22 protein-coding genes are annotated in these 26,930 nt (G+C 52.7%); 3 read left to right on the top strand and 19 right to left on the bottom strand.

The window, feature by feature from the left end:
• Position 1: 1 nt before the first annotated feature.
• Positions 2–637 carry a hypothetical protein gene (locus ACTS3T_RS08540; RefSeq protein WP_377963060.1) on the bottom strand — a complete coding sequence of 212 codons (636 nt, stop codon included), beginning with the start codon at positions 635–637 and terminating at the stop codon, positions 2–4.
• A complete protein-coding gene (locus ACTS3T_RS08535; protein WP_377963058.1) occupies positions 634–1,290 on the bottom strand; it encodes a ParA family protein in 657 nt (218 codons plus the stop codon). Before ACTS3T_RS08535 ends, ACTS3T_RS08540 begins: the two co-directional genes overlap by 4 nt.
• Before the next feature lie 213 nt (positions 1,291–1,503).
• On the opposite strand from ACTS3T_RS08535, the gene ACTS3T_RS08530 reads away from it, so the two are divergent.
• Positions 1,504–3,018 carry a slr1306 family protein gene (locus ACTS3T_RS08530; RefSeq protein WP_377963056.1) on the top strand — a complete coding sequence of 505 codons (1,515 nt, stop codon included), beginning with the start codon at positions 1,504–1,506 and terminating at the stop codon, positions 3,016–3,018.
• Complete coding sequence (locus tag ACTS3T_RS08525; RefSeq protein ID WP_377963054.1) at positions 3,015–4,475, top strand: DUF697 domain-containing protein; 1,461 nt, start codon at positions 3,015–3,017, stop codon at positions 4,473–4,475. Before ACTS3T_RS08530 ends, ACTS3T_RS08525 begins: the two co-directional genes overlap by 4 nt.
• A 224-nt stretch (positions 4,476–4,699) precedes the next feature.
• On the opposite strand, the gene ACTS3T_RS08520 is transcribed toward ACTS3T_RS08525, so the two are convergent.
• From ACTS3T_RS08520 to ACTS3T_RS08485, 8 genes are all read right to left on the bottom strand, one after another.
• On the bottom strand, positions 4,700–5,215 hold the full coding sequence (locus ACTS3T_RS08520; RefSeq protein WP_377963052.1) for a hypothetical protein: 516 nt from the start codon (positions 5,213–5,215) through the stop codon (positions 4,700–4,702).
• Positions 5,216–5,249: 34 nt separating this feature from the next.
• Positions 5,250–5,675: a hypothetical protein gene (locus tag ACTS3T_RS08515; protein WP_462934909.1), complete on the bottom strand. Its 426-nt coding sequence runs from the start codon at positions 5,673–5,675 to the stop codon at positions 5,250–5,252.
• Between the two features lie 171 nt (positions 5,676–5,846).
• Positions 5,847–8,645 (bottom strand): COG1470 family protein, encoded by a 2,799-nt coding sequence (locus ACTS3T_RS08510; RefSeq protein ID WP_377963613.1) that lies wholly within the window; start codon positions 8,643–8,645, stop codon positions 5,847–5,849.
• 46 nt (positions 8,646–8,691) lie between these two features.
• Positions 8,692–10,941 carry a hypothetical protein gene (locus ACTS3T_RS08505; RefSeq protein ID WP_377963615.1) on the bottom strand — a complete coding sequence of 750 codons (2,250 nt, stop codon included), beginning with the start codon at positions 10,939–10,941 and terminating at the stop codon, positions 8,692–8,694.
• Positions 10,938–12,350, bottom strand: a complete 1,413-nt coding sequence (locus tag ACTS3T_RS08500) for a DUF4159 domain-containing protein (RefSeq protein WP_377963617.1) — start codon at positions 12,348–12,350, stop codon at positions 10,938–10,940. Before ACTS3T_RS08500 ends, ACTS3T_RS08505 begins: the two co-directional genes overlap by 4 nt.
• Positions 12,351–12,407: 57 nt before the next feature.
• Complete coding sequence (locus ACTS3T_RS08495) at positions 12,408–13,466, bottom strand: phage tail protein (RefSeq protein WP_377963619.1); 1,059 nt, start codon at positions 13,464–13,466, stop codon at positions 12,408–12,410.
• 9 nt (positions 13,467–13,475) lie between these two features.
• Positions 13,476–15,671: a putative baseplate assembly protein gene (locus ACTS3T_RS08490; protein WP_377963621.1), complete on the bottom strand. Its 2,196-nt coding sequence runs from the start codon at positions 15,669–15,671 to the stop codon at positions 13,476–13,478.
• Positions 15,672–15,697: 26 nt separating this feature from the next.
• Positions 15,698–16,117 carry a GPW/gp25 family protein gene (locus tag ACTS3T_RS08485; protein ID WP_377963623.1) on the bottom strand — a complete coding sequence of 140 codons (420 nt, stop codon included), beginning with the start codon at positions 16,115–16,117 and terminating at the stop codon, positions 15,698–15,700.
• A gap of 170 nt (positions 16,118–16,287) precedes the next feature.
• On the opposite strand from ACTS3T_RS08485, the gene ACTS3T_RS08480 reads away from it, so the two are divergent.
• The gene (locus ACTS3T_RS08480) at positions 16,288–16,611 is read left to right on the top strand and encodes a hypothetical protein (RefSeq protein ID WP_377963625.1); all 324 of its coding nucleotides are present in this window, start codon (positions 16,288–16,290) and stop codon (positions 16,609–16,611) included.
• Here the strand turns inward: ACTS3T_RS08480 and ACTS3T_RS08475 are convergent, their stop codons facing one another.
• The 9 genes from ACTS3T_RS08475 to ACTS3T_RS08435 form a co-directional block, all read right to left on the bottom strand.
• Positions 16,612–17,004: a DUF4280 domain-containing protein gene (locus ACTS3T_RS08475; protein ID WP_377963627.1), complete on the bottom strand. Its 393-nt coding sequence runs from the start codon at positions 17,002–17,004 to the stop codon at positions 16,612–16,614.
• A gap of 133 nt (positions 17,005–17,137) precedes the next feature.
• Entirely contained in the window at positions 17,138–18,997 is a 1,860-nt protein-coding gene (locus ACTS3T_RS08470) for a VgrG-related protein (RefSeq protein WP_462934908.1), read from the bottom strand.
• A gap of 18 nt (positions 18,998–19,015) precedes the next feature.
• The gene (locus ACTS3T_RS08465) at positions 19,016–19,540 is read right to left on the bottom strand and encodes a CIS tube protein (RefSeq protein WP_377963631.1); all 525 of its coding nucleotides are present in this window, start codon (positions 19,538–19,540) and stop codon (positions 19,016–19,018) included.
• 30 nt (positions 19,541–19,570) lie between these two features.
• The gene (locus ACTS3T_RS08460; RefSeq protein ID WP_462934907.1) at positions 19,571–23,671 is read right to left on the bottom strand and encodes a DNA polymerase III subunit gamma/tau domain-containing protein; all 4,101 of its coding nucleotides are present in this window, start codon (positions 23,669–23,671) and stop codon (positions 19,571–19,573) included.
• 54 nt (positions 23,672–23,725) lie between these two features.
• A complete protein-coding gene (locus ACTS3T_RS08455; protein WP_377963635.1) occupies positions 23,726–24,247 on the bottom strand; it encodes a phage tail protein in 522 nt (173 codons plus the stop codon).
• A gap of 5 nt (positions 24,248–24,252) precedes the next feature.
• On the bottom strand, positions 24,253–24,531 hold the full coding sequence (locus tag ACTS3T_RS08450) for a hypothetical protein (RefSeq protein ID WP_377963637.1): 279 nt from the start codon (positions 24,529–24,531) through the stop codon (positions 24,253–24,255).
• 115 nt (positions 24,532–24,646) lie between these two features.
• Positions 24,647–26,350 (bottom strand): CHASE2 domain-containing protein, encoded by a 1,704-nt coding sequence (locus ACTS3T_RS08445; protein WP_377963638.1) that lies wholly within the window; start codon positions 26,348–26,350, stop codon positions 24,647–24,649.
• A gap of 22 nt (positions 26,351–26,372) precedes the next feature.
• Entirely contained in the window at positions 26,373–26,528 is a 156-nt protein-coding gene (locus ACTS3T_RS08440) for a DUF6760 family protein (RefSeq protein ID WP_462934910.1), read from the bottom strand.
• Positions 26,525–26,905 carry a phage tail assembly protein gene (locus ACTS3T_RS08435; RefSeq protein WP_377963640.1) on the bottom strand — a complete coding sequence of 127 codons (381 nt, stop codon included), beginning with the start codon at positions 26,903–26,905 and terminating at the stop codon, positions 26,525–26,527. Before ACTS3T_RS08435 ends, ACTS3T_RS08440 begins: the two co-directional genes overlap by 4 nt.
• Positions 26,906–26,930: the final 25 nt, after the last annotated feature.

Here is a 26,930-nt window from a genome sequence, read left to right as displayed (position 1 = left end):
TTTAATCCACCCAGCCAATTTCGTCATCTGTCAGCATTTTGGGCTGGGCTGAAGGAGCCACATAGCGCGGCAGGGCGGCGGGTGGGCGCGAACTCAAGGCTAAGGGTTGTCGCTGCTTTGCAGGGGTAGGGGCGGCAGCAGGCTGCAATTCCGGAGCCGCAGGTGACGTTTTAACTTGAGTGGGCGGAGCCTTCGCCGCTTCTGTCAGGTGCAAAATTGTTTTTTTGGCTTCGCTGAGAGCCTGAGTGGTTTCGTCTAGTTGCTGAGTGGTTTCTTTGGCGGCAGCTTCGCTTTTTTCTAGCTTTTCTTTGAGTTGAAAGATAAGCGTTTGCTGCTTACTGAGATCGCTTTTGAGTCCTTCGGTTCGCTGCGTAATATCGGTTTCGCGATCGCGAGCCTCTGCTAGAGCGGTTTCTAGTTCGCTTACTCGCTTTTCTAAGTCAGCCTTAGTGGGGCCGCGACTGCGGCTGCTGCGACTAGTCGCCTGGGTTTCGCCAGCCGCCTGAGAAGCAGGTTGCGCAGGGGGGGGTTGAGACTCTGCCGATGAAGTTGCTGCTTCAGCGGACTGAGCGGCGGCAGTCTCTTCGGGCTTGTCTACTTCTTCTCGCAGTAGGTCAGACAGGCGTTTTTTAGTCATACTTCTCTCCAATCGTGCTGGACTTCGTCGGCAACGCCGCGGTAATCAGTTTGAGCCGCCTGGGCTTGCCGACCGCGCCATTGGGTAATTGCAACCCCCTCTAGGGCTGCTCGTTCATGAGCTTTGTAAGCCCGTACGACAGTCTGGCAGGCAGGAATTTTTAGCTCAGTTAGCGTACTTTGAGCTTCTTGAGCTTCTCCCAAACTGCGAGCGTCTACCTTGGTGAGCAACACTCGATGGCGAATACCAGTTGGCATGACGGTATCTTTAACTGTCGTAATTAAAGCGGCTAAGTCGATGGGGGCAGGCGGCGTCGGCAACAGCAAATAATCTGCTGTAGGAATCACAGCCCGCAGCGCTTCTGAGCTAAGAGCCGGGGGGGTATCAACTACAATCAGTTCGTAATTAGAAATTCCCCGTAGCTGAGAAAGCAGTGCTGGGTTGGTTTCTTGCGTGCAGTCGAATCCTAGCTGGTTGTCTCCTCGCTCAAACCACCAAGTCGCCGATCCTTGAGGATCGGCATCGACCAGCAGAACAGACATGCGCTGGGCAAAAATAGCGGCTAGGTTTATAGCAGTTGTGGTTTTCCCGACCCCACCTTTGCCATTGAGGATGGCCAAGACTCTAGCAGATTTAGGCGAGGATTGCGCCACCGTTGACTCACAGAACTTCAGATTGACTATACCTTGTCATCTTAGCCAGAAGCGCTGCCGCATAAAGAAACTCTAAATATTTGTATCTCTAGGCAGAGAGTTCGGCTTCTCCCACGTCAGGATTAGGGTGGCCACTCTGTAGAATATAGAAAGCGCTGGTTTAGGCGCAACAGCCGTTTTCAAGTGGCTTGCTCTGTCAATATGGCGATGGGTATGAAAATCAAACGTCCCCTCTTAGTCGGTGGTTTGGGGCTAACCGCTGGTGCCTGGATGATCGACTGGATGCAGCATTCTGTCTTCAACCCCACCACGCTACTGAGTGCGATCGCGGTGGGGTCGGGTTTGTGGTGGTGGCAGCGGCAGCATCCGCCGCTAGCGCTGGCGACTGAGCCAACAGTAGTGGACGAAACGGCTGTTCGGGCTGTTTTGGCGCAAATTGACGTAGCCATTGATGCCCTAGCTAGCGAAATGGAGACGGTTGCTGACACCGCGATCGCCTCAACTGTATTGGCTCAATTAGATCCGTTGCGATCGCAGCGGCAATCTTTAGAGCAAGCGCTCAGCCGAGCGGTGTTGCAAATTGGCATTGTTGGCAATAGCGGCACAGGCAAAACGGCGCTAGCTGAGTATTTGCGTAGCCAGTGGCAGCCCCCCTCAGCCCTCGCTACAACCGTTACCGAAGTTGGCGACTTGATGCCTGCTGCAGGTTGGACTATAGGAGATCAAAGCCAGATCGAAGCACAAGACTGGCTGCTGTTTGTAACGGCTAATGATTTGACCGAGTCTGAGCTAAAAACGCTGCAACCTTTGGCTCAAACCCACCCCCTGATGCTGGTGTTTAACAAGCAAGACCAGTATCCACCAGTAGAACGGGCGGTTATCTTACAAAATTTAGCCACTCGCCTCCAGGCGATCGCCCCAACCGCTCAACTCGCTGCGATCGCCACCTGTCCTCAGCCGATCAAAGTTCGCCAGCATCAGGCTGAAGGTACTGCAACCGAGCATTGGGAAGCCGTTGCCCCCGACGTAGCAGCGCTGACTGTAGCCTTAGAAACGTGTCTCAGCCAGCAAAGCCGCCAGCTTATTTTAGCAACGACCCTGCGGCAGGCTCGAACCCTACAGCGATCAGTTCAGGCTTTGCTGAATCAAATGCGTCGCACCCAAGCTCAGCCCGTGATTGAACAAATGCAGTGGCTGGCGGCGGCGACAGCCTTTGCTAATCCTCTGCCAACGCTAGATTTACTGGCTACAGGGGCGATTAACGCTCAGTTAGTAGTTGATTTGGGCGCTATCTATGGGCAAACTTTTTCGCTAGAGCAGGGCAAGGCGGCGGCAGCAGCGTTAGCCGGGGTGATGGTAAAGCTAGGACTAGTAGAATTATCGACGCAAGCTCTAAGTACGTTGCTCAAAAGCAGCACGATGACCTATGTGGCGGGGGGCTTTTTGCAAGGTGTCAGTGCCGCTTATTTGACGCGGCTAGCCGGATTGAGTTTGATTGAATTTTTTGAAGCCCAAAGTTTGCAACCCTCTACAGCGACGCCTGCCTGGGATAAAATCGGCGAGACGCTCAAAGCGGTCTTTCAACGAACCGGGCAACCTGCGCTTTTAGGCAGTTTCATACAGCAAGCGATCGCGCGTTTTCCTAACCGCTCTGCTTTGGCATTTGCCCCCAACGCTAGAGTCGAACCAAATTCTCTGGCCTCTTCAGTTGAACTGTCAGCATCTTGAGTACAGCCTCTTCTCCCTCAGTGGCCTCTTCAGAAGATTCTCGCCTGAGCGTTGTCGCAGCTGATCGGGCTTCATTGCTGTTCAAGCAGACGCGTCTGAGCTTGCGGCGAACAATTGACCGCTATCGAGCCAAGCTGCACTTGCCGCGTCTAGAAAGTCAGGATTTGCAGCGCCAAGCTACGATTAAAGCAGGGGTAGATCAGCTCACGGCGATCGCCTGTCGGTTAGAAACAGCCGTGTTGCGCGTGGCCGTTTTTGGCCTGGTTAGCCGGGGCAAATCGGCTGTTCTCAACGCCCTACTTGGCGAAAAGATTTTGCCAACCGGGCCGCTAAATGGCGTCACCCAGTGGCCTCGTTCAGTTTACTGGAAACCTGCAATTGAAGATATTCACGATAGCAGCCTGCCGCTACAACTCGAACTGATTGATACACCTGGATTAGATGAAGTTGAAGGGCAGGTACGTGGCGAAATGGCGCAAACCATTGCCCAATCAGCCGATTTAATTTTGTTTGTAGTTGCTGGCGATATTACACAAACTGAATATACAGCTTTAGTAGAGCTGCGCCAGCTTCAGAAGCCGCTGCTGCTGGTTTTCAACAAAATTGACCTGTATCCAGATTGCGATCGCGAATCTCTGTATCGCAGTTTGCGACATTTCTGGCAAAAATCAGGGGCTAATGGTTCCATCGAGGCGCTGCTACCAGATGAAATTGTCCGGGTGGCAGCGGAGCCTGCTCCCTACAAAGTTCGAGTAGAATGGCCCGACGGCCAGATCCGCGAAGAGTGGGAAACCCCAGGTTCACAAATTACCGAGCTTAACCAAGCACTCCTCGGTGTGGCTCAGCATCAAGGGCGATCGCTGATGATGCTCAATGCCCTCTCTCAAGCCCGTCAAATTGACGCTACCCTGGCGCAAACCACGGTTGAACTTCAAGCGGAAGAAGCCGATCAGCTGATTTTGCGTTTTGCCAAGTACAAAGCTTTAGCCGTTGCGCTTAACCCGGTTGCCGTACTGGATCTCATGGGTGGTGTTGCCGCCGATCTCTGGCTAATTCGCTCGCTGGCTCACCTCTATGGCTTGCCGATGACCGGACACGAAGCTAATCGGCTCTGGCGAACCATTGTTCGCAGTTCAGGTGCTTTAATCTTGAGCGAACTGGGGAGTGGCCTTTTGCTAGGCTTAGGAAAAAGCGCGGCAGCGGCTTTTAGCGTTTTAGATAGCCCTTCTGGCTTGGTAGCTTATACAGGAGCTATGACAGCACAGGCCGGGGCGGCTGGCTATGGTACCTATGCCATAGGACAGGCCGCTAAACGCTACTTGGCTCAAGGCTGTAGCTGGGGGCCTCAGGGTGTCGGTACCGTAATGCAAGAAATTTTACAGCAGCTTGAAACCGAAACTCACTGGTCACTCCTGCAAACCGAACTGCGCGAGTTACTCCACAAAACCGCTGAGTGACAGGTCACCATCCGTCTTCCGCTCCGAGATGGCCTTAGCCTTTTAGCCGCTGGGATCAAGACACCTCAGTAGCTAGAAACCGTTGGCACAAAAGCTTTGCTTCTGCCCGCTGCCTTTAGCTGTACCTTTACGAGTAGTCACCTCCATAGGCTAGCCAAAAGGCGACACAATCGGGATGACTGTATCGCCTTAGTCAGCAGCGGCTTGGTTCTATCGTTAACCGCTTAGCGACGGCCAAACCACTTTGCCGCTACCGCGCCGAGGGCAGCTCCCACCAGCGGGTTGCTGAGAAACTTGACGATCGCGGGTTGATCAGCCATCACCTCTTGGAAAATATCGGGATGGTTGTGATAGGTAAAGCCTGCTAGCTTGGCCACGTCGTCGGCGTTCATGCGGCTAGCATGATGAGTAGACAGTCCTAGCTGCCGTTCTAAGTCGCGATCGCTGAGTCCTCTTTGCTTGAGGTGCTTGAGAAAATCTTTGGCCACATCGTCGCGCTCGTTGGGCTTAATTTGAGCGATCGCCTTTTGTAGTTCAGGCTCCATTTGGCTAGAGGGTACCCGATCGGGGTGAAACGCCCGACCAAATAACTGCCGCCGTTCACTACGAGAAGATCGCTGAGCAAAGTCGTCAAAGTTATCGTATTGATGAGTCGGTTCACTAGAATTGTCTAAAGAATCGACATTGCCTTGAGCCAAATCATTCATGACCTGGCGACGATATTCGTTACTACTGGGCATAAAAACTCCTGTTTTTGTAAATTCAAATCTTCGTTTACTGATATTCAATCAGTCGATTCGAATCGTTGTATTTAGCGGTTAAAATCAGCTTTTTGTCAGGTGCATACATCAGCACCATTAAGTCGCGATTGGGAAAATTCTTTTCAAATCCCTGCACTAAAGACTTAGCTAAAGAACGCACTTCGTTAGGCCGTACCTGGGGAGTAATAACCACACCGAGTTTGTCATTATCCCGAACGTAAGCATCTTGAACTAAACCCTGAGCGGTTTGCACAACCCATTCACCAAAGTTTTGTCCGGTTGCTGTGTTGCCACGCTCAATTTGGCTATAAGCGTTAGTGGGTAAAGTGTTAGGATTGGTTGCCTGATTAGCCCCTGTTCCACAGGCTGAAGTTGTCAGCAAAACAACTACTAGACAAAGACTAATAAGTGCAGCCCGCACCGATTGAAAAAACTTCACGGAAGCCTCCATTTTTCTTTTAAAAGAAGAAGCAAATACTATATTTTTTTAGACAAATAGATTTTTATCAAAGCCTATTTGTCTAGATTTAATGATTTTTGCCTGTCTAAAGCTTAGGCGTTCTAAGCTTTAGCATCCTCTTTCAAAAGACGTATCTGTAGTGAGCGATACTTAGTCAAATTGAGGAGGGGTTTCCGCTGGGGAAGGTCGCCCCGGATCCACAGGTGTGGGTGCCCCTAAGGCAGGGGGGGAGGGTGCCCCAGCCCCAGCCGCACCGCTGCTGCCTGCTGAACCAGGACTTGCCGCCGGTTGAGATTGACTACCAGCGATCGCGGCGGCGGCTTCGGCTGCTGCTGCCGCTGCCGCTGCTGCTGGGTCGCTAGGGGTGGGGTCATAGGTTTGAATCACCACTGAACGCTTTAGCGGTTCATCAACCCCGTTGCTCACCTGTAACGTCAGCATGGTTGTGCCGGGTTCAGCCCCTAAGGGATAGCGCATAACGCCTTGTAGCGGTACGGTGCCAGGAGAAGGCAGCAGTTCAACCGTGGTGGTTTCTCCTCCCTGGACTTGCCAAGCTAGCGTAATCACAGGAATGGGCTGTCCTTGGTCAACCGGGAGCAAATATTTGGGCTGAGCTTCTTGGCCGTTAATTTGAAAAGTGGCGATGCTAGGCGATCGCGGTACGATTTTGACTGGATCACTTTGCTGTGGCTCTGGTGCTTGGCTGGCATCTGCTACCAGCGGGACTGTGGCTAATTCAAAGGTATACTCTCCGACCTGAAAAATGCCGGTTGGCACATTGCGACAAACCAAGATATTGCCGAGCTGACAGCGACTCTGCAAAATTTCCGGCAAGGCCAGTTCGCCCGTTTCAGGATTACGCAGGGGATAGCGCCGTCCACCTAAAATAGTGTTTTCGCTATTACGTACCGTCAGGATGAGAGCCTGTAGCTGTTTAGGATGAGCCACGACCCAGTTAAGCTGAACCCCTTCTGGAGTGACGGCAGGGGCTTGCTGCTCTGGCCGGGGGTCGTTAGCAACTGGCTGGCTACCCAGTTCGCGGTAAAGAGTTTGTCCTGGAATTAGCTCTGTTACGGTCGGCAGCGGTACCGGGTCGATCACCACCGTACTGGTGCGCTGCGATTCAATTTGTCGTCGCAGCCGTCCTTTGGGCACAATAGTCAGCTCAAAAACGTATTCTCCCGCTTGGCGAGCATCAGTGCGAACGTTGCGGCACGTGAGAATCACCTCATCTTGATCGCAAAAGGCTTCTAGCGTAATTGGCAATCCTTGAGATAAGTCATAGGTCAGCGGCCCGCTAATCACGGTTCCGTCGGGAGAATAGCCTGTGATTTTTAGCGTTCGCACCCGTTCGGGATGTTCAATTTCCCAGCCCACTCGAGCAATGTCTTGATTAAGAGCGGCATAGCGGGCATCTTCGGCCAAAAACTCCAGAATTTTAGGCGTCGTGGGTGGGCGAAAGAATAACCACCAGATGAGCCAGATCAAGGTGGCTAAAACGCCTAAGCCTGCCAGAATTAACAGCAAAAGCTGCCACCAGGGTCGAGGTAGCCAGGTTAAATAGCCCTGGAGCGAACTCTGGGGTAGAGGGAGCTGCTGGCGATCGCTAATATCAACCCGAAAGTTGAGAATGCGACCCAAGCCAATAAAGGGACGTCGCCACCAACGCTGTGGTTGCCCTCGCAGTTCGATATAGGCGGTTTGCCAAGGAGCCAGCGTAACAGCGTCAGCGCTGAGGGCGTAGTTGCATAAACCAGCCTCGTCGAGACTATGGGCTTGTAGCAGTAAATCTCGCTCTAGGTTGCCGTTGTTGACAAATTGCAGTTCAAACAAAGCAGGCTGATGGCGAACTTGACCCACCAACGATTTCATCTCCATCTGCAGCAGATAAATTGGCAGAACCTGCAAGTAGACCATCGCTAGCAAGCCCAAATCAGGGCTGTTCTCAGCATAGAGTCGCAGGGTTGGCACATAACTGCCAGCGATCGCATCGGCAGGCGGCGTAATGGTGAGTAAAATATCGCCGCGATCGCCAGGGTTTAACCCTAAGCTATCGGCTTGTACAACCAGCCCCAAGCCTTTGCTATCTTGCGGGTAGGTAATGTTAAACCAATCATCTGGTAAGTCTGTACAGGCCAAGCGAAAGCGATCGACTCGCTCTGAGCGGTTATAAACCTGTACCTGTACCTGTAAAATACCCCCCGGTGGAATCTCGGCGGGGGAGTCTGGATCTGTGGCAGGTTCAACCGCAAAGGTAGGATCGTTGGCCTCAATGCTGGCGGTATCGGGCGGTAAAACCTGAAGCTGCTGGTTGTAGCGAGCAGGCGGATACTCTGGATAATGCTGAGGCGAATCGACGATTAGAACATAGCTAAGCAACCCCGGCAGGGCTTCAGGCGGAACTTGAAAATGAAAAAGGACTTCGCTACTTTGGTCGGGGGCAAGGGCTAAATACTCCTGAACAGTTTTGCACCAGGGTCGCAGTACGGGTGAAAGGTCGTCTAAAAAGACGTTAATGACAGCACTCCGGTGCCCCTGATTGCTAACAGTTACCCCCAGCTCAAACGTGTCTCCTGGGGTGATGGTGTCGCGCCCAGAAGAGTTGAGGATGACGGCTAATGGCTTACCAGGGGTCAGCGTTTGTAACATATTGTCGGCCAGTTGGGCGGTAGGACGCCCAGCCGACAACGCGCGATAGGTGTCTTCGCTGATGGGTGTGACCAATCCCTGCTGGATCAAACTTGAAAGAATGCCGCGCACTTCGTCGGCAGGCCGATTGAGCACCGTCATCACCTGCTCAAACTGCACAACTTCTTGCCGCACCATCCAGAACATTAGCTGCCGCTGCTCCTCAGGCAGCGCTATGATTTCAGCCATGCTTTCAGGGTCGGCTGGAAGGCTAATAGCGCCAGTGGCACCGGGATTTAGATTGGCCTGCTCATCTGTCATTGCCGTTCTGTTTCGCTGTTCTTCGTCGCTTGCTGACTGCTAAGCCTTAATTGCCAATGCTGCACTGCCCAGGCGGTAATTGACTATTGCTCACCTTAACAGCTCTCAACCTCACACCTGCGTCGTTGCCACCGCTAATCAGTAAAACTCGGTTCTGATTTTGAAGCACATCCACTGCGTTGAGGGGTTCTTCAGAGCGGCGCAGCACCTCTCCCTCTGCTTGATTGGGCTGTCGAGTGCCATTGCTAGTCAACGGCCACAGCATAGCCCTGCCGTCATCGCCAACGCTAGCTAAATAGCAGCCATCATCTGAAAGCGCAACCGCTCTAACGGCTTCGCCGTTGTGTCCGGTAGACCATTCATCGACAATTTCGCAGGGACTTTCAGTAGATAGGCAGGCGCTGAGGTTCCAGAGGGTAATGTAGCCGCGATTGTCAGCCGTGGCAAGCAAATTTGGCTTTTCTAGGGCAGTGGCTACGCTAAAAATATAGTCGTTACTGCTACCAGCCCGATAATCGACGCTGCGGAACGATTCTGTGGCTAGATTGAGCAGTACCAGTTGGTTATAACGGCCTGCGATCGCCAGATGAGTTTCGCTAGAGCCAACTAAAGCCAAAGACTGAACAGCAAAATCTACTTCAAAGCCGCGATCGGGTTCAGTGCGAGTTGCCCTCAAATCGGCTGGTGAGGTATCCCACTGCAACACCAAGCCGCTACCGTGACCGCTAAAGAGGGAACGGGCATCGCGAGTTAGGGCAAGGTCAAACACGCGATCGTCTTGGCGATAAGAATAGAAAAACTGCTGATCGCTCAGTAAATTCCAGCCTTGAATATCGCCATTTTCAAAGCCTGCCCACACCCAGTTGTTGTCTACTGGGCGATAGCGCACAACACGAATCGCTTTATCGCCTCTATATAGCACTTCGCCAGCGCTGAGCTTACGGCCTTGAATTTGCCAAAGGCGTAAAGTTTGATCGTCTGAAGCGCTAACTGCTTCGTTGGCACGGCCACTCATTTGCACCGAGTTAACAGGGCCGCTATGCCCCTGATGCGTCACTAGCCACCAGATTAGCCCTAGCAGCAACAGTCCGGCCAAACCTGTCAACAATTGCAGCCAAAACGGCAGCACCGGAAACACGTCTAGCTCTAAGACCTGCTTATTTTGGCGCAGTTCTAGTTCAGAATCAGCTTTTGCCTGAATTTGTAGGCGTTTGCGGCGAGGCCAGCCCAGCCAGGGCAAGCGACGATAAACGTCGAGGCGCAGTTCGTGGCGATCGCCTACTGGTACTTGCGCGGGATTGGGCTGCACCACCAAAGCGTTTTTGGGCGGTGGCAGTGGCCTTTCGGCTGGCGCGGTAGCCGCCTCAGGCGTATCTGCTGTATCTACTGCGGTAGCCGTAGGGGCTGTCTGCTCGGCCAGGGCAAGCTGGCGGCGGCGTTCTTCGCGGGGATCTTGGTAAACGGCCTCAACCGCTATCTGCTGTACGACGTTGCTCTGGTTTAAGCAAAGAATTTGGTAGCTGGTGAGGCTGGCGCGGGGGTTACGCCAGCGTCCTGGCTGGCTGGGAATTTGCTGCCGCAGTGGTTTGTACTGAAACGCCACAAAGCCCGTTGGCAAAACGGTGAGGCTTCCTTGCAGTTGCCCCGGCATAGCCATCGGCTGGGCGGCCTGCACCGTAAATGGATAAACCTGACTGGGCGCTTGAACCGGAACCGGAATGCGACAGAGGAAAACGGTGTTGGCGGTTTCGCCTGCTCGCAAATGCAGCCGCTTCTCAGCCCCATCGGGGAACCAGGTGGGGCGAATCCCATCAATGGAGACGGTGACATCAGCAGACTGGCGGTTGGGATTGTAGACATCTACCGACAGTTCTACTTGGCTATCGGGATAAACCTTAAACTGCCGGGTCGGCATGGTTAACTTTGGCGACAAAATGCCTGAGCCTTCGATCACCAGCCGTAGCACCTGGCGATCTTCATCGCGTAGTTCTAGTGAGAACACCCGCACCGTCAGGTTCATGGTGCCAGTAAAGCCACCTGGAATGGGCGGAATGGCAAAAATTTCAACGGTAAATCGGGCGCGATCGCCACTGGGTAGTTTAGAAGAAACCGAAGGTGCAATTCGGTACCACTCCTGCTGAGGCTGTCCGTCGGCTCCGGCTGCTGATAGTTCTAGCTGAAACGTGGCAAATTGAGAGCTGTCGTTATAAACAACAACTTCAAAATTGACTGGCGGGCCGCTGGGTTCGTAGTGGAGAACCTGAGTCGAAACTTCGGTGCTAATCTGCTTACTCATGATTCTCTCGCCCCTGCTTGCCCCGCTTGATCGGTCAAACTCGCTTGTGAGCTGCTGCTACTGCCTACGGTGGAGGCGGGACGCTGTAAACCCAGCAGGTGCCGCCGTCGCGTCGCAAAATATAACAGGTTAATACCGAGTTCGTGAGCGGTGCGCAGGCTCTCACGGGTTTGCTGCCCTGCGGGATCTGGCCCCCAGGCGATCGCTAAATTACCAATCATCAGTACAATGTTTTGCCAATGTCGCAGCGTAATGGGGCGGCTGGTTAAAGTAGGCAGTTGAGCAAATAAGAAAGGCTGCAACCGCAGCGGATGCTGGGCATGAATTTGACCAGCCCCAGCCAACGGATTACCCACCATTTGCGCAAAAGGCTGTAACGATTGCACGACGTTTTGTAGCTGCTGCTCAATATCAGCCTCTATCGCCTGAATTTCAGACAGGAGTTGCTGCCGCATGCCGCTAATTTCAGCATCGCTTTCCAGTCCTTCAAGGGCGGCTTGTAGTTCTTGACGCAGGGCACTCAGTTCATCGATCTTGGTTTCGTCGAAGTCAACCGTAATTAGCAGTAGTCCGCCTTGAGCCAGGTAAGCTTTGAGCGCTTTGGTGGCTTCTAGGGTCAAGTTTTGCAGCGCTAGCCGGGGAGCATAGAGCAGATCAAAGGGAGAAAGATCGGCAGTGGCGATCGCTGCTGCCGATAGCTCAGCTAGGGGAGCCACCGCTTGCAGCTTGGGGAATAAGGCTTCTGTCGCTTGTAGCAAACAGCTCAGCCCCAACGACAGCGACTGATCTAAAGGCGTGCCTGTTTGGAGATAGGCAACCTGAGCCGCATAAAGAGGGCGAGGTTGAGCTTGCCGCCGATGCCCCAAATCAACCTCATTCGGCTGCGGGCTAAAGACATTGAGGGCGTTACGTAACTGCACCGTACCGTTGGTGAGGCGAATTCGGCATAGCTCGACATCTAGCGGGCCTGGTTCAGTTGTCTCAACAATCCGAAATTGCTCTTTAACCTGAGCTTGTCCAGGTATTTGCCGTAACTCATCTGGGTCAACATAGCTAATCACCAGGTAAACCGTTTGCAAACGACCAGTCGGTGGATCTAGCTCAATTCGAAACGCTTCTGCCTGCGGAACCACAATAGGATTACCAGCAGGGTCAATCGCTACCCCGGCCTGTACCTGCACCCAACGCTGATCGCGATAGCGGGCTTCAATGCTGGCAGGAGCCGGAATAACCGCCACGCCCAAGCCACAGACAATACCCGCTTGACTGAGAGACTGAAAATGAAAATTTTGCCGCTGACGATGGTAATTGTGAGCCTGCTGCCAACGCTCTGCCGTAATCAGTAGGCCGTCGGCAATTTGTAGGCGCTCGAACGCTTGAATGGGGGGCAATGATAAGGGTTCGGACATAGCGTCTAGTCTGCGGGTTGGCGTCATTATAGAAACAGGTGGGGCTGATGCGAAATTCTAACTGGGTTCTAAGCGGGGAAGAGAATTTTCTAACGGGTCTATATAGAGTTCGTAGGTGCAAAAGGCGGGCTTTTCTTGGCGAATAATTGTGTGAACCAGCCCCGGATCAATTTGACGCGGATCGGGCGATCGCAAGCGCACAATGAAGTGAAAAGGCCGTCCGCCCCCTAACAGGGCTTCCTGACCCAGTGAAGCCGATCCCAAGATGAAGCCCTGAGTAAACTGCTCTTCAATACAAATATGCTGCTGCGCCGATGGCGTTTCAGGATCATCTAACGGCAAGCCCGTGTAGAGATGTAAATAAAGTTGCAACCCTCGCCGTGTGCCCCGCCAGCGATAGATCTCCATAGCGTGATAAATCAGCCGCCGCTGCTTGGCAGTCTCCCAAGGCCCCTTACTCGGCCAGCCAACCCAGTAAGCTAAAAAGGGCAGCAAATTTTCAGGTGCCATCAAGGGGTTGAGGTAGGCCCAAAGACTATCAAGCGCTTCAACGGCTGGCTCAAAGGCTTGCTCAAAGATTTTGAGGAATCGCCCAATAAAGTCTACCTCGCGGTACAGGGCTGGCAAAAACTGAGGATAGAGCAGGTGAGGGCGGACAAAGATTTGAAAAGCTGCACTACCAATTTGCTGGCGCTGGCCGTTTTCAGGATGTACCGAATAGACGTAAAGCTGTCCTTGATAGTCAATTTTGATTTGCTCTTGGGGGCCAAGCGAGAGCGAGTCTTCAAAAAAGTTAGGGGCAATTTCAAAGTAGAGCACCGCATCCATTTGCTGACCTGCGGGGAGTTCTGCCCCTTCAGTACCAATTTGGCACCAATGAGCTGGAAAGTCGCCTGTGGTTTGTAAGCTGATCTGGAGCGGGCGATCGCTTTGGTTTTTCAACTGCACCACAATCTCACTGGGTTCGCCAGGGCATAAGCGCAACTGAGGTGCCCCCCCTAAACTGGTTGGGGCATCGGCCAACCAAGTTGCCACTCCTTGAGCCGGATAGGCTTCTGGCGTTTGCATGGGGGTAAGCGTTAAAGCAAGGAGCTGACTGGAGCGAGCCTGACTCATAATGCCTCCCTAAGTGACCAGGCTAATAGCATGACTAGATCGCAGATAGCGGTTAGACCAAGAACAAATCAAACCTAAAGGCCCTGGATCAATCATGCCGTCAGTCGCTAATGTGCGCGTCCAATTTTGCCCTTGGCGTCGCAGTTCAAATAGCAAGACGGTACCCAAATAGCGAACGCCAGGGGTTTGCTGGAACAAGCCAATAATATCTGAACGATAAACCGGGGCACCAAAGCCCCAACCTGTGCCTTCTGGCCCCCCTGTCAGCGGATTTAGAAAACGATAGAGCTTGACCTGTAAGCCACTTAAAATTTCTTGCTGGGCTTGGGGGTTGTTGTACGCTGGCTCTAATCCCACCTCAGTTTGAACGGCAACGCCCACATACTCAGGTGCCTGGAGGCGAATTTGAATCCCCAAAAGCCGTCGCTCATTGAGGTAGGTCATAACCTCCTGTCTGAGGCCATCGCTGAGCGCGAGCTGATAAGGATCAATGCCTTCACCCCGGGCAATTTGTCGCGTATCGGCTTTGGGAACAACCAGCAAATTGACCACACCTGCTTCACTAGCGGCTCCATGCGCAACTGGACAATAGGCTCGAGCAACCCCTCGACTCGCTTGTAGGGTCAGCGTTTCAAAGTCTTCTGGCGTTACGGCTCGATTGCGGGTACGCAGCAGCTTGGGAACACGAATCACAGCTTCTTCTAAAGATTCGGCGTTAGCTCCGTTGAGCGCTGGTCGATGGTTGATGACGCTAACCACGTAGGGAATGGCCGTTTTGAGAATTCGAATGGCGTGAGCTTGAACATTACCACGCTGGCCCCCTCCGGTACGATAGGCGGCCATACGAATGACCGCGCCGCGCGGTGGTACCATGCCATATTGCCGCTCTAAGGTTTCTACTGCCGCTAGTTCTAAGGGATCAGGGGTATGCCCTTGCATCTGTACCTGCGATCGCAGTTCTATTTGTTGCCGTAGTTGAGAAGACTCTCGCACCACTGGGCCAAACTGAACTTCGCCTGTCAATGAATCGATCGTGTAATGGCGATCTTCTGGCCCAGAAGCAGAAAAATCATTCACTTCTTGCCAAATCTGGGGTAGCCCCATAGGCGGTGTAACGACGATATGTTCCCCTTCCTGGCGAGGCAAAATAGACTCTGACTGTAGCTTAAAGATTTGTCCCGGCGTGCCGCTACTTTCTCCTAGTAGCTCATCTCGAATTTGAGTACACTGACTAGCCCTCACCGTACCGCCAATAGCACGCGCTGAAATGCCCATCAGTTCAGGCGATCGCTGATAGCCCGATTGCCCAACTAACGGTTGGGTATACACACAGCGCAACCAGCGCCCTTGATAAGTAGAAAAATAAGTTGAGGGCCATTGCAAAGGCATATGCAAAACAACGCTGGCCTCGCGAACCCCACCCGTTTCCTGCTGTTGGGCTACCTCTTCAAAGCTAAACCCACGGGTACCATCGTCACTCTCTCGTAGCAGCACTGGCTGCCAGGTCTGGCCATCCCACGCCTCCCAACGGCGGGGCGGATGGTCAGGATTAATCCCAGTTGAACCTGCGGGTTCGCCCTGTAACATTAACGAAATAACATTGCCGTCGAGGGGTTCTCCCGGTTCAAAGACGAAGTAGAAACAATTACCCACTTGCGGCAGTTCTTCAAAAACATACTGTTCTCGACCACTCCAATAGCCGCTATCATCTTGAGTCCATAAGTTCGCAAAGCGATCGCGCAACAGTCGTGGCTGCACCTCTAACGTTTCTGAAGTGAGGAAATGTCTGACTCGCGGTACCCCAATCAGCAAAGGACTATCCGTACTAAAAATGATGGCTTCCTCGGCTTCAGTTCGCTCTGTGGCGACCTCAGCCCCCGACGGAATTTGATAGCGATTTGCCAAAGCCGCCGACAGGTACAGCGTCACTTCGGTATGGGCTGGCACCGGAGGCTGCAATCGCATCCCCAGCATTTCTAAAAACGTTACATAGTTGCGACGAGGAACCTGGTTAAACCGCAACAGCATTTGATCGGTTAACCAGGCGAATAGCTCAATCAGCGTAATCCCTGGATCAGACGGATTGTAATTGGTCCATTCAGGACAATAGCGCGGAATTCGCAAGACGCATTCATCTACCAATTCCTTAAACGTGCGATCGTCTAAGTTTGATTTGGGTAGGTTGGGTAAAAAGTCAAATTCCACAGCAACTTACCCTCCAAAAATGACAATTAAACTTCCCCCGGTGGGAGTAAATAAAACGGATAAACTAAGCTCCGACTATCGTGATGACCTTTAGGATGATACTCAATTGTGATATCAACCCGGCCATTGAGCGGATCAGGTTCTGTCAGAACGCCATCTAAGACAATACGAGGCTCCCACTTTTTCAACGCTTCTTCTACATAGAGCCGAATTAACAACAGGGTTTGCGTATTCAGCGGCGCAAACACCAGCTCCGACAAGCGCGAACCAAAATCCGGTCGATAAATTCGCTCTCCTAAACTCGTGCGTAATATGATGCCTATCGAGTCTTCAATATTGCGATAAGTTGCGTTCAGCTGTAGACCGCCCTGAACGCTCACCTGCAGAGGAAAAGACAAGCCTTGACCCAGAAAAGCATCGGGTAATTGCGATGACTGCTCAGGCATAATCGTCTCACACAATACAAGGCTACTCTAGTTAAGCTACCTCAAAGCTGCCATTGGACAAAGGTCGAGATTCAATACATCGTGAAATCCGCAATTTAGCGCAGGACACTCAAGCGCCACAATTGCTTTATTTAAAGTAACAGCTCACAAAACTTAAGGAAATAATCCCCATGTTCTTGCCCCAAGTGGTGGCGGACTCAGAAATCAAGAGCTTTAACTTTTATCAAAGTGGCATCATCTATCAGGCCACCGTTTATCAAAACGTTATCTACAAGCTAATTTCTGATTTCAAGTTTTCAGATCGACAAGGGGCTTATCTCACTGCTTGCGATCTTTGTGAAAATGGTATGCAGTCGCTAGTTACAGCAGCCGTTGATGCTTACTATGTTTGGGTTGATGTACGTTCTGAGGCTAAAGCCAGAGCGATTCTCCGCCTTTGCTATGCCGACAATATGACCGCAGATCCGCTAGAAGCTACTGCTCAATCTGCTTAACTAAGGCACATTAACCGTAAACTGCCCAGGATTTGTGATCGAAATCACCCCTGCCCAGCTACACAGGCAGGTGGAGGTATTGTTCAAAGCCGGGAAGTTATTAATCGGTACCATCGGCGATCCCGGTATCCACGGGGTTAAAGTCACGGGTACACAGGGCTGAGGAGTCAGCACGCCAAAGGCTGCTGTTGTTGCCGCCGCAACGGCTGGATTAGCCAACGACGTACACATGCCAAACGGCAAAATATTTGTCATTGGTAGGTGATCCATAATAGTGGCAGCCGTCGGTACACTGACTTGAACGGGTTGCCCCTTCGGAATCACTTGTAAAACACTCGGAGCCACGCCAAAACTGCATTGTAAGGTGGCCCCTTGGCAGACTAATAGTGCCATAACAGTCTTTCTCCCAAGCGATGCCCACTTCTGGCGAATATTTTTGGTTGCAGTTGGCAAATGTTGTTAAATTGCTCAGTCATTTAGTCACTGTAGGGGTTAGAGACTATCAGTTATGCACCCTTAGCAAAAACTAGTTCAGTTTAATTGGCAAACCTTTCACCACCAGCGGGCCTGTTGCCTCTACATTGACATTAATCCCTTTCACAGAGGCGCTTGTAGTAGCTTGCAGATTGGTCATTGCCCCCTTGATTTGAACGCCAGTTTGACTCAGCTCAATACTGGAACTACCAACCGTTAAGGTGATTTTGGTAGGCGCGGTGATTTCAATCGTGCCTGTAGACGACATCGTTATTTTCTTGTTCGCATCGTCCAAGCTGATTCGGTGTCCTCCATTGCTTTTGACTTCGATCTGTTTGTCGCTATCGTTGAAAAAGGCTTGATGCCCACCTGTAGTTTCTAGGTAAACACCTGCTTTTTTGCTACCTTTGTCTTCTTCAACAAACTGTAGTTGATGTCCGGTACGGGTCGTAAAGGTACGCAGCCGCACCTTGCCGTCATGAACCGTATCGATGACTGATTCACGAGGCTTGTCCCTGCCATTCCAAACCCCGCCGATGACATAGGGGCGATGAATGTCGCCGTTCTCAAAGGCAACCAACACTTCATCATTAATTTCTGGCAAGCAATCAAAACCGCGATTGGCACCTGCTCCAGCGCCCACCACCCGTGCCCAGTAACTGGCGTGTTCTTCGGTTAGGGTAGGAAACTTGACCCGGACTCGGCCCCAATTTTGCGGATCTTTGTTGTCGGTGACAATACCTACTAGTGGGCCTTGGTGGGGAGCCTGATTTCCACCTGATAGCAGCGTGAAGAGATCACCACTGCGCAGTCCGCGAATACTAAATTCTGTTAGATATGTTCTTTCTTGAAAGGTATGGCAGGCTTCAGTTACATAATACTCGCCGCTATATTTGCCTAAATCTGAAAGTTTTATTGTTTTGCCGGGACAAATGGCCGGGTTCCCTTCAGCTTCGGCATCGGCATGAACAAATTCGCTGGCGAGTTCATCGCAGATAGCCTGAGCCAGCAAATCAGCCTGCTTAGAGACACTGACAGGCTGATTGACTAGAACCATCTTTGGTGTGGGTGGCTTGCCTTTAAAGGAGGTACTTGTCTGCCTGCCTTCTCCGTATTGATTTTGGGTTAAGACCTGTCCTTTGTTTTTAGATGAGATAATGGGCTGCTTGGTGGAGTAGTCCCAGCCGCGCACCTCAACGCCACTTACCTGCTCGGCACTGGTGACCCGGACTCGAAAGCTATGAAGATTGCGTAACCACTTGAGTTCTAGGGAGGCATCTACCTTAGGCTTGCGAAAGTTTAGTTTACCTGCCTGTACAAACAGCTCAAACCCGTTGCGAGTGGCAAGCTGCCGCATAAATTCCATATTGGTTTGATTGTGCTGAAAGGTATAGCCATTGGATTCATTGACGTCGCTATAGCCAAAAGGGCCTTGGGTCTGATCAATCGTTCCAGTTGGAATCCCCACTTCACCGACAATTTTGTTGACGATGTCGGTGTCAGTCATGTTTTGGAACGAGCGATTATAGCGACCTCGGTGCAGGCGGTGGGAAATGTCGTACCCACGCACAACGATAGGGGCTTGCGAACCAGATGTGAAGTGACTTTCAATGCCTGTAATTTCACCTTCTAAAACCCAGTCTTCTGTAGCGTTTTCAAATTCGCTGGATTCGGTTGTGCTGGAGATAAAGCCAATTTTGACAGTTTTGCCAATTTGGAAAAGTCTTTCATGCTGCCAAGGATCTTCTTCAGATTGGCCAGAAAAGTAGGAGTTTTTGATCACTAAGGTAAACATACTGGGTAAGTGCAGACTTTGATCGACACTGACCTGCAGCACATCTTCGAGCAGCGATCGCTCGACAAGTTGACCGTCAATTTCAAGTTTGACTTCAGGAATATAAGTGACAGGCATAAGGACTCCCTGATAAAGCTACTTCAAGAATGTACTGCGACTGGCTCCTTGGCGCTGGCTCGCATTAGGGCTAGGGGTTCCTTGCCCTGGGCTGGGAGTAGGCGAATCTACCTGCTCTAGAGAAAGATCAACCGTTGCTCGAACCGGGGTGCCGTCGGGCATAAACAGGGAAAGTTTAAAGCTCAAATCTTTGACAAAGCAACGCAGATAATTTTGGTCACCCCAGGTAAATAGATAGATGGGAGGCCGCTTATTTTGACCTTCACCCCCTTCTGAAAACTCAACTGCTTTGGTAAATTTTTGCAGCAAGTCCAGCACGTTTGTCCCTTTTTCGTAAGTATCAAGAATAATGTTGCTGATTTTTAGTGAGTAAGGATTAGGGTGCTTAAAGCTAGTTTTGTTTTCGCCCTGTTCAGTCCGCGCTCCAGCAGCTTGTTCAAGGCTGATGCTACGACTGAAGTCTAGCTGATTGGGATTGAACATAAATTCGATATCTTCACCGCCATCAACAGCGATTAATTTGGCTTTAGAGAGTGTTGTCATAGATGAAAGCCTCTTACCCGTTGAATGTGATTAGAATCGTCCTGAATAATGGCCACCGCGTCGTTCTCGCTCTAGGGCGATGCGCTGTCTCAGTCGGTGGTAAACGGCTTGAGCCAGCTTTTCGATATTAGCGGCTGAGGTTGAGTCAGATGGCGTTCCTTCGGGAGCCGCAGTGGTTTGACTGTTTGAGGAGGGTTCTTGAAAAGCTTGAATCGTTTGTGGCGGGCTAGTTGTAAGCATAGCGGCAGGGGTAGCCTGAACCGAAGACTGCGATCGCTCATTTTCAAAAGGACGCAAATCTGCGTAGGCTGATGCTTGCAGATTAGCCGAACTGGCGATCGCTGCTGCGGGTTGCGGCTGAGGCGCAGGACGACTCATCTGCAGTAGCTCAGCAATACTGCTCCAGTCTCCAGCAACGGTGGCTGTGTCTGACGGTTGGGCAAGGGAAGCCGCTTCGCTTTCTAATTGGGGCTGTAGCCTCAAAGTCGCACTGTTGGCTGAACTATCGGTTGTAGTTGACTGACAGCTGAGCAAAGGGGTATAGCCTGCTGCCAAGGGCGATCGCGTCTGCGCCGATTCTGGTAGTAGAGGCTGGGGTGGAGACGGTGGTACCGCCAGGGTGCTGAGGTTATCTAGCGCGGTCAAAGGTTGTAGCACTTGTGGCAGTTGAGGCCAAGGGCTGGGCTGAGGGGGGGCGGCTGTCGTAGCGGCTGAGTTGGTGGCTTTAGGCAAGTGGCTCGTTTCAGCCTTGGTCGCTGGAGCCGTTTGCAGATCGGCGGGTGGAGCCGCGATCGCGGGAGAAGTGACTGGGGGAGATGTTAGACCTGTAGAGTCGTTAGAAACAGGGGAGGCAGGCTCTGCTACCAAGTCTGCTGCTTCAGGCAGATCGGCCTTGGCTTGCAAAGCGGGCAGATCTGAAGTCGGGTTTGCTATCGTCTCCGACGGACTGATGCTACGGGGCAATGCGGCTGGCAAGTCAGAAGTCGCCTCGGTCGCAGGCGAATCTGAAGCAATCGGATCGGCCTTGGCTTGCAAAGCGGGCAGATCTGAAGTCGGGTTTGCTATCGTCTCCGACGGGCTGGTGCCATGGGGCAATGCGGCTGGCAAGTCAGAAGTCGCCTTGGTCGCAGGCGAATCTGAAGCAGGCGAATCTGTCCTCAATGATTGCTCAGCCAAGGAGGATGCGGGAGTTGGGTTTACCCGCGTGGGCGAATCGGCAGCGTCAGCTTGGGGCGGCAAGGAGAGGCGATCTGCTTGCTCTGTGAATGAGGCTGGTGCGGGCGTAGAGGCAGGCGGGGGGGCGGGTAGCCCTGAAGCGGCGGTTCCCTCAAGTTCTGCTTTACGGCTAATGTCTGGGCGTGTTTTCTCTGCGGCTGGCTTGGAAGAGACTTCTGTAACTGCATCTACCTCTGCATTTACATCTGCACCTGTATCTGTCAATTCGGCTGCAGCGGCGGCTGGGAGGGGCGATCGCGCTCCCTGGTTTGCTGCACCAAAGGCCGAAGGCTGAACGATGGTGGCGTCAGCTTGAGTTAAAGGTTTAGGCGTTGAAGATTCAGCCCCTGCTTGTTTGGCTAGCGTGTGGGCTCTTAAAGCCCGATTTGCGGCTGCTCGTTGTAGCAAGGTAGGCTGTTCGATTTCCCAACGAGGGGTGGCTGGCACAGAGGACGGTGAAGGGTCAAGGCTAGCGCGATTTTCTAAATCAGGCGCTACGGCATCAGCGGCGTCAGGGTCTGGTTGGACGGTCGATCCGCCGCCGTGAGCAACCTCAGGCGGTACAGCCGTCTTTTCTGCCGCCGTTGTTTTGGCCACTGGCGAAGCTGAACGCTGTAGGTTTGCAGTTGCCGAAGCAGCGGCAGAATTAGCTTGCTTGAGAACGTCGGTGTGCTGTTCTGATTGAAGATCAGAATCAGAATTAGCTTGAACTGCTAAATCAGCCGCAGGCGTTATCTCAGCAGTTTCCTGCTTTGGCGTTTCTAGATCTCGATGGATGTTTTGCAGAGGGGGCTGGCTGGGAAGCCGGGACGTAGAAGCCGAAGCGAAGGATGCATCAGCATTTGGCTCAGGCTCTAAAGCAGATGAGGGCGCAGCTTGCAGGATGGTTTCAGCCGTGGTGTCAGCTTGAGGGGGGGCACCGGATGGAGCGGCTGAAGGGGTTACTGGGGCGATCGCCTCTGAGGGAGTCTGTAGAGAATGGGAAACTTTGTTGTCAGATGGGGCTGAGGGAGTTGCTGGGGCGATCGCCTCTGAAGGGGACGTGGGTTCGGTGGCTGCTTCGGGGCGGGAGGGGGATGAAGCCGATGCTTGGCTGGTTGCGGGGGTGTCCAATGTTGGAGCAGCGGCGGCTTGAATTTCAGGTGGCTGAGCCGACGAGAAATCTGTCACCGAATCATCAGGCTCACTGTCACGGCTGCTTTCGGTATCGGCAACGGTGTCTGCTGGAGTAGAGGCCGACATTGCCAGCCAGCTAGTGGGTAAGGCGGTCAGCGGCGCTGGAGCCGGAGAGTTCGCCGGAGGTTGGGTTGGCGCTGTAGGTTTAGCCACATCTGATGCCGTCACCGTTTCAGCCTTAGCGTCGGGTGCGGCTGGGCTAGCTTTACTCGATGGTGTTAGGTCATCTGAGGTAGCTGTAGGAGGCTCTACCTGGCGTTGTAGATCCGCTTGAGCAGATAAATCGGGGGGCGATGGCGGTGCCTCTGGTGATAAGGGGGCGTCTGCTAGAGCAGGCGATCGCCCTTGTGTGGCAGGGGCAATATGGTCGCTGACGGTGGTGGCTGTTGGCAGTTCAGGGGCGATCGCTGAGTCAGGTGTGCTTAAAGCTGGCGATAAAGACGGCTTCGCCTCAAGGGTCTGCGGTGGCGTAGTTGGCTGAGCTGGCTGCTGAGTCGAGGTTGCTTGGCGGCTGGGTTGGACACTATCGGCGGGCAGGTTGGCAGGTTGGGCAATAGCGGTAGCGTCAGAAGCGGCGTTTGGTTCTGAAGGTTGGCGCTGGAGCCCGTCAGCCGCGATCGCATCTTCTGCCTGAGCAACGAACCCAGCCGCTGTAGTTTCTGTGGTTTCTAAAGCAGGCGGCAAAGCCTGATTTGAGTCCGCTGGTTGCCCACCAGTACTGCCAGATAAAACTGGCGCTGTTTCAGCGGGCGAGGCTGAGGGTGAACTTGAGGGTTGGGGTAGATCGGTCTGCTGTTGTTGTAGAGTTTCAGCGTCAATGGCAGTGGCTGGTTCAATTTCATTGGCTGAGGCTGACGTGACCTGTCGCTGAAGGGCGTTGGCAGGCTGACGTAACAGGTCTGCGGCTGGCGAAGGGGAAGACTCAGCGGGCACAGCGGCAGACTCAGCCGCCAATTGAGTTGCGGGTGTTGACGATAAGTTGGGGCTGGGCTGAGGCGATCGCGGTTGCTGATGGGTAGGCTCGCTGTTTTGGGGAGCGGAGCTAGCGACAGGCTCAGAGCGGCTAACGACGCTGGCAGGCGGGGGGGGATTAGCGGCTGGCTGAGGCGATCGCTGCATCAGCTTTGGCGGTGGTTGCGTCGCGGCTGGTAGGTCAGGCGGGGGTGCGGCAACCGGGGGATTAAGGGGAGAAATCGCCGGGGATTGAGCAACGCGATCGGCGGCATTGCCTGTAGAGGGTGTGGCAGGCGATCGCTGTAGAGGGAGAAAACCTGAGCTATCGTCTGCGGTCAGAGCGTCTGACGTAGCTGGTGCAGCCAAATCGGGGGTGGGGGGTTCTGCTGCCCAGGTTGGTTCGCTGCCTGCCAGGGCATCAAGGGCGTCTGAAATAGCGCTACTTTCTGAAACCGGAGCCGCTAAGGGTTCTGGCGTATGCTGCTTCGGCAAAGCACTTGATGCGGCAACTGACGAGGTAGGAGCCGGACTAGCCGTTAAGGGCTGAGTTGGTTGGAACGGCCAATCTCGGTAGGCTTGCAAATAGCGACTAGACCCTAAGCCAGTAATTTGAAAAATTGACGGATCAAGAATAGAAAGCGATCGCGCTCCCAATGGCACCATAAACTGCAAATTAGGAGCAGACTGACCCAGCGGTGCGGCAGGCAATAGCGGCTGACTCCCCAGCGGTTGGGGTATCCCTTCGTTCTCAGTTGGATATTCGGGAGTTGCGGCAGAATCAGCCATAGCTCAATCAAGGTTGTTCGCGTCAAGGTTCAAGGTTGAACTGTGATTTCAACCTTAAGAATTAGAAGCCGAAAAATAGCCAGTGTTATCACGTTTAATCCCCGTTTGAGGGCCACCCCCGCCCGATTTGGCAACGACCTTCAACCCTTCGTAAGCAAGCGTTAGTTCTTCAATGGCGACAGAATTTCCGCTTGCCTGCAATGACGGCGTTTTCCAGCCGACAGGTATCGCCCCAATAAGCGTCCAAGCCTGCATGGTTTCCCCAGCCTGGTTAAATACCAAAATGTTGATGTTGCGCCGTTCTGCTTTTCCAGGCTGCAAAACTGAGTTGATCCAGTTCCAAAAGGTTAGATCGTCGGTAATGCCCCGCTTCAAAGTCAGATCGCCAAATTTCGCCTGTTTGAGGAAGATGCGCTGCTGTTCGTTGACGCCCCCTTCAAAGTAGGTTTCTTTATCGACTTGTACATCCAAGCCGGAGCATTCGCTGAAAGAAGCGCTGAGGCTGCTGTCCATCTCTACATAGAAACGATTGGCGCTGACATAGTTCAGCTCATAAATCGGATCATCTGATGACATGTCTGTTACCTCCCATAACCCCGACTCCGTTCTTGGGCATAGTACAACTCTGTTTGCAGTAGCTCAAAAACTCGCTGGCTCAGTTGCTCGATCGCCCAGGGATCTTCGAGCAAATCTGCCGCTAACTGGGCGATCGCATTTTGATCAGAATCTGATAAGGAATTGTGCACAGACAGCGGCACCGCTAAACCAGACGGCCCTGAAGCAGAGTAAGTCGTCGGCATCGCTTCCTGTTTGGCCGATTGCATCTGGTGCTTGAGTGAGCCTAAGTCAGCCTGGGGCACTGCACGTTTCCTACATAGTTTGACTACTTCTACCCTAGCCTAAGCCCAGATTCCGGAAATCGGGCTGTAGCAAAAGCTTAGAAGCGATTGGCGATCAACCCTTCGCCCAAGATCTTCAAATCTCGTTTCTGTCATCGGTTGAGGTCATCGATTCAGCGGCTGGGGCTGCTGCTTCAGTGGGGGCTGAAGGCGGCGGCGAAGCAGGTGTCCGCAACGCTTGGGCACGGCTCAGCAAATCGTGAATCCGCTTTTCTTTTAGTACGCTGGGGGCAGTAGCTGGGGTAACGGGCTGCTCTTGCAGCAGATCAGCTTCAGCTTGAGCCTTAATTTGCTCGTAGATTGCCTGCATCTGCGGATTTTGCAGGTCTAGCGGTAGAGTAGTGGCCGACTCTGCTTCAGCTAGTTCAGCCGTATCGCCCCCTTGACGAATGGCTCTAGCTCGCTGCACCAAATCTTCTAAATAGTCAATACGTCGGCGTTTGTGGCTATCTTCGCTGCGACCGCGAAGTTGCTCTTTAATTTGCTCATAAATCGCCTGGGTATAGCCGCCTTTGGTGGCTTGCTCGACTAATTTAGTGGCTAAAGCGGTACACACTAGCACCAGCGTTGAAGGAATGATGGGTAGCCAACCGCCTTGTAAAAACAGCAGGTAGGCCAGTCCAACCCCGATCACCACGGCTGCCCCTTCAGCCAAAAAGAATTGCCAAGATCGCTGCGTCCAGATAGCGATCAGACCACCCAGCAGCGCCCAAGCCCAAATCCATAAAATTTCCACCAGTTCTGGTAAAGCCCAAATCAAAGGGCGACCGTCTAAAACAGCGCTAATAATTTGGCTGGCGGCTTGGGCGTGGATAACAACGCCAGTCATTTCTCGCAGGTTTTCTTGAGCCGCCAAATAAGGCGTGACAAAAACGTCTTTTTCGACCTGGGAGGTATAGCCAATCAGCACAATGCGATCGCGAATTAAGTCAGGATCCACCTGATCGTTTAAAACGTCAGATAAACTTACCTGCTCCACCGCGTTACGGGCTGAACGGTAGTTGAGCATTAAGTCATAACCAGCATCGGAGTACGCATATCCTCCAAAGGTGAGGCTAATAGGCGATAGCACGGTATCGCCTAAAAGGACTTCGCCATACTCGGTCTGGTCAGCAACAATGCCTTCGCCTTCGAGGTAAATTAACGAGAGCAAAAAGGCCAGAGATTCTTGCGGTAGGGGAAAGTCTTCACCCAGAGGAATATTGGGCGTATTGCAGTAGTGCGGTTTGACAGGCGAATCTTCGAGTTCGTAAGGAACAGACAGTAAAATGCTGCGGCGGACGACGCCCCCCGGATCTTGCGGTAGTTCGGCAAACCCCACTTGGGTATCAGCTATGCCCTCTGGGGGGGGAACGCCCGGAAAAGCCGGATTGCTCAGAAGACACGCCACAATAATATTTTCATTGCCTTGCATGACTTCTAACATGCGATCGCGTCCTGCCGCAGGGCCTTGCGGAATATCGCGCCCAACGTCTACCCCAATGACACGGGGTTCATAGCTTTCTAGCTTCACGAGCAAATCTGCTAGCGTGCCGTCGTGAATGGGAAGTTCCTGACGCTGTTGAATATCTTCTTCGGTGATACCAACAACCAGTAACCGCTCGTCGAGACCTTCATCCGGTTTCCAACGGATGAAGCGATCGTAAGCACCCAGTTCAATTCCTTCAATGACGCCAAAAAAGCGCATCAGTATGACCCCGCCCGTAATCACCAAGCTGGTAATGATGACAGGACTGCTGAAGGCTTGGGTGGCCTGCTGTCGCAAAAATCGAAACGCCATTGTGCTCTCCTCTATGGCCCTGCTACCCTTGGGCTAACTGCTGCCGGAGGGTCTGAATTTCAGTGACCCAACGACGGCGATCGCTGTTGACCAAACTTAAAATTTCTGCCAAAGACCAGTGAAAGTGTAGGGCAATGTAGGCTACCTCCTCGTAGAGCTGATTAGAGGGGTAGCTTATGACTCCCCCGACAAAACCAATTCCACCTCAAATGCAGTACCACACTGCGGACACTGAGCCGGAATCTGAGCGTTACCCTGTTGATTGACGCGGTTATAAAACTCCTTTAAGTAGGCCAAATCTTGAGTAAACAGATTTTCCAGTTGCTCAGGCACGAGCAGGGTAAGGGTGCCCAATTGAGTAATCACCTGTGAGAGCAGTACCAAGCTCAGGTAACCGGGATAGTCAACCGTGCGGCGATCGCGTTGTGCAGCTAGCTCATCTCGTCCAGTTGCTAAGCGCATTTTTCCCTGCCGATGGACTTGCCCAGTTTCATCTATTAGCCCTCTGGGCAGGGTGAATTCAAACTCAGTGACTAACGCTGGAAATGACACCATCTTGGCAAAATTGGGCTAAAGCGGC

It is taken from the genome of Almyronema sp., assembly GCF_052168255.1.
GTDB classification, from domain to species: Bacteria; Cyanobacteriota; Cyanobacteriia; order Phormidesmidales; family Phormidesmidaceae; genus Sphaerothrix; species Sphaerothrix epifaneia.
Note: the sequence above shows the minus strand (reverse complement) of the source record. Positions and strands in the feature narration are given on the sequence as shown.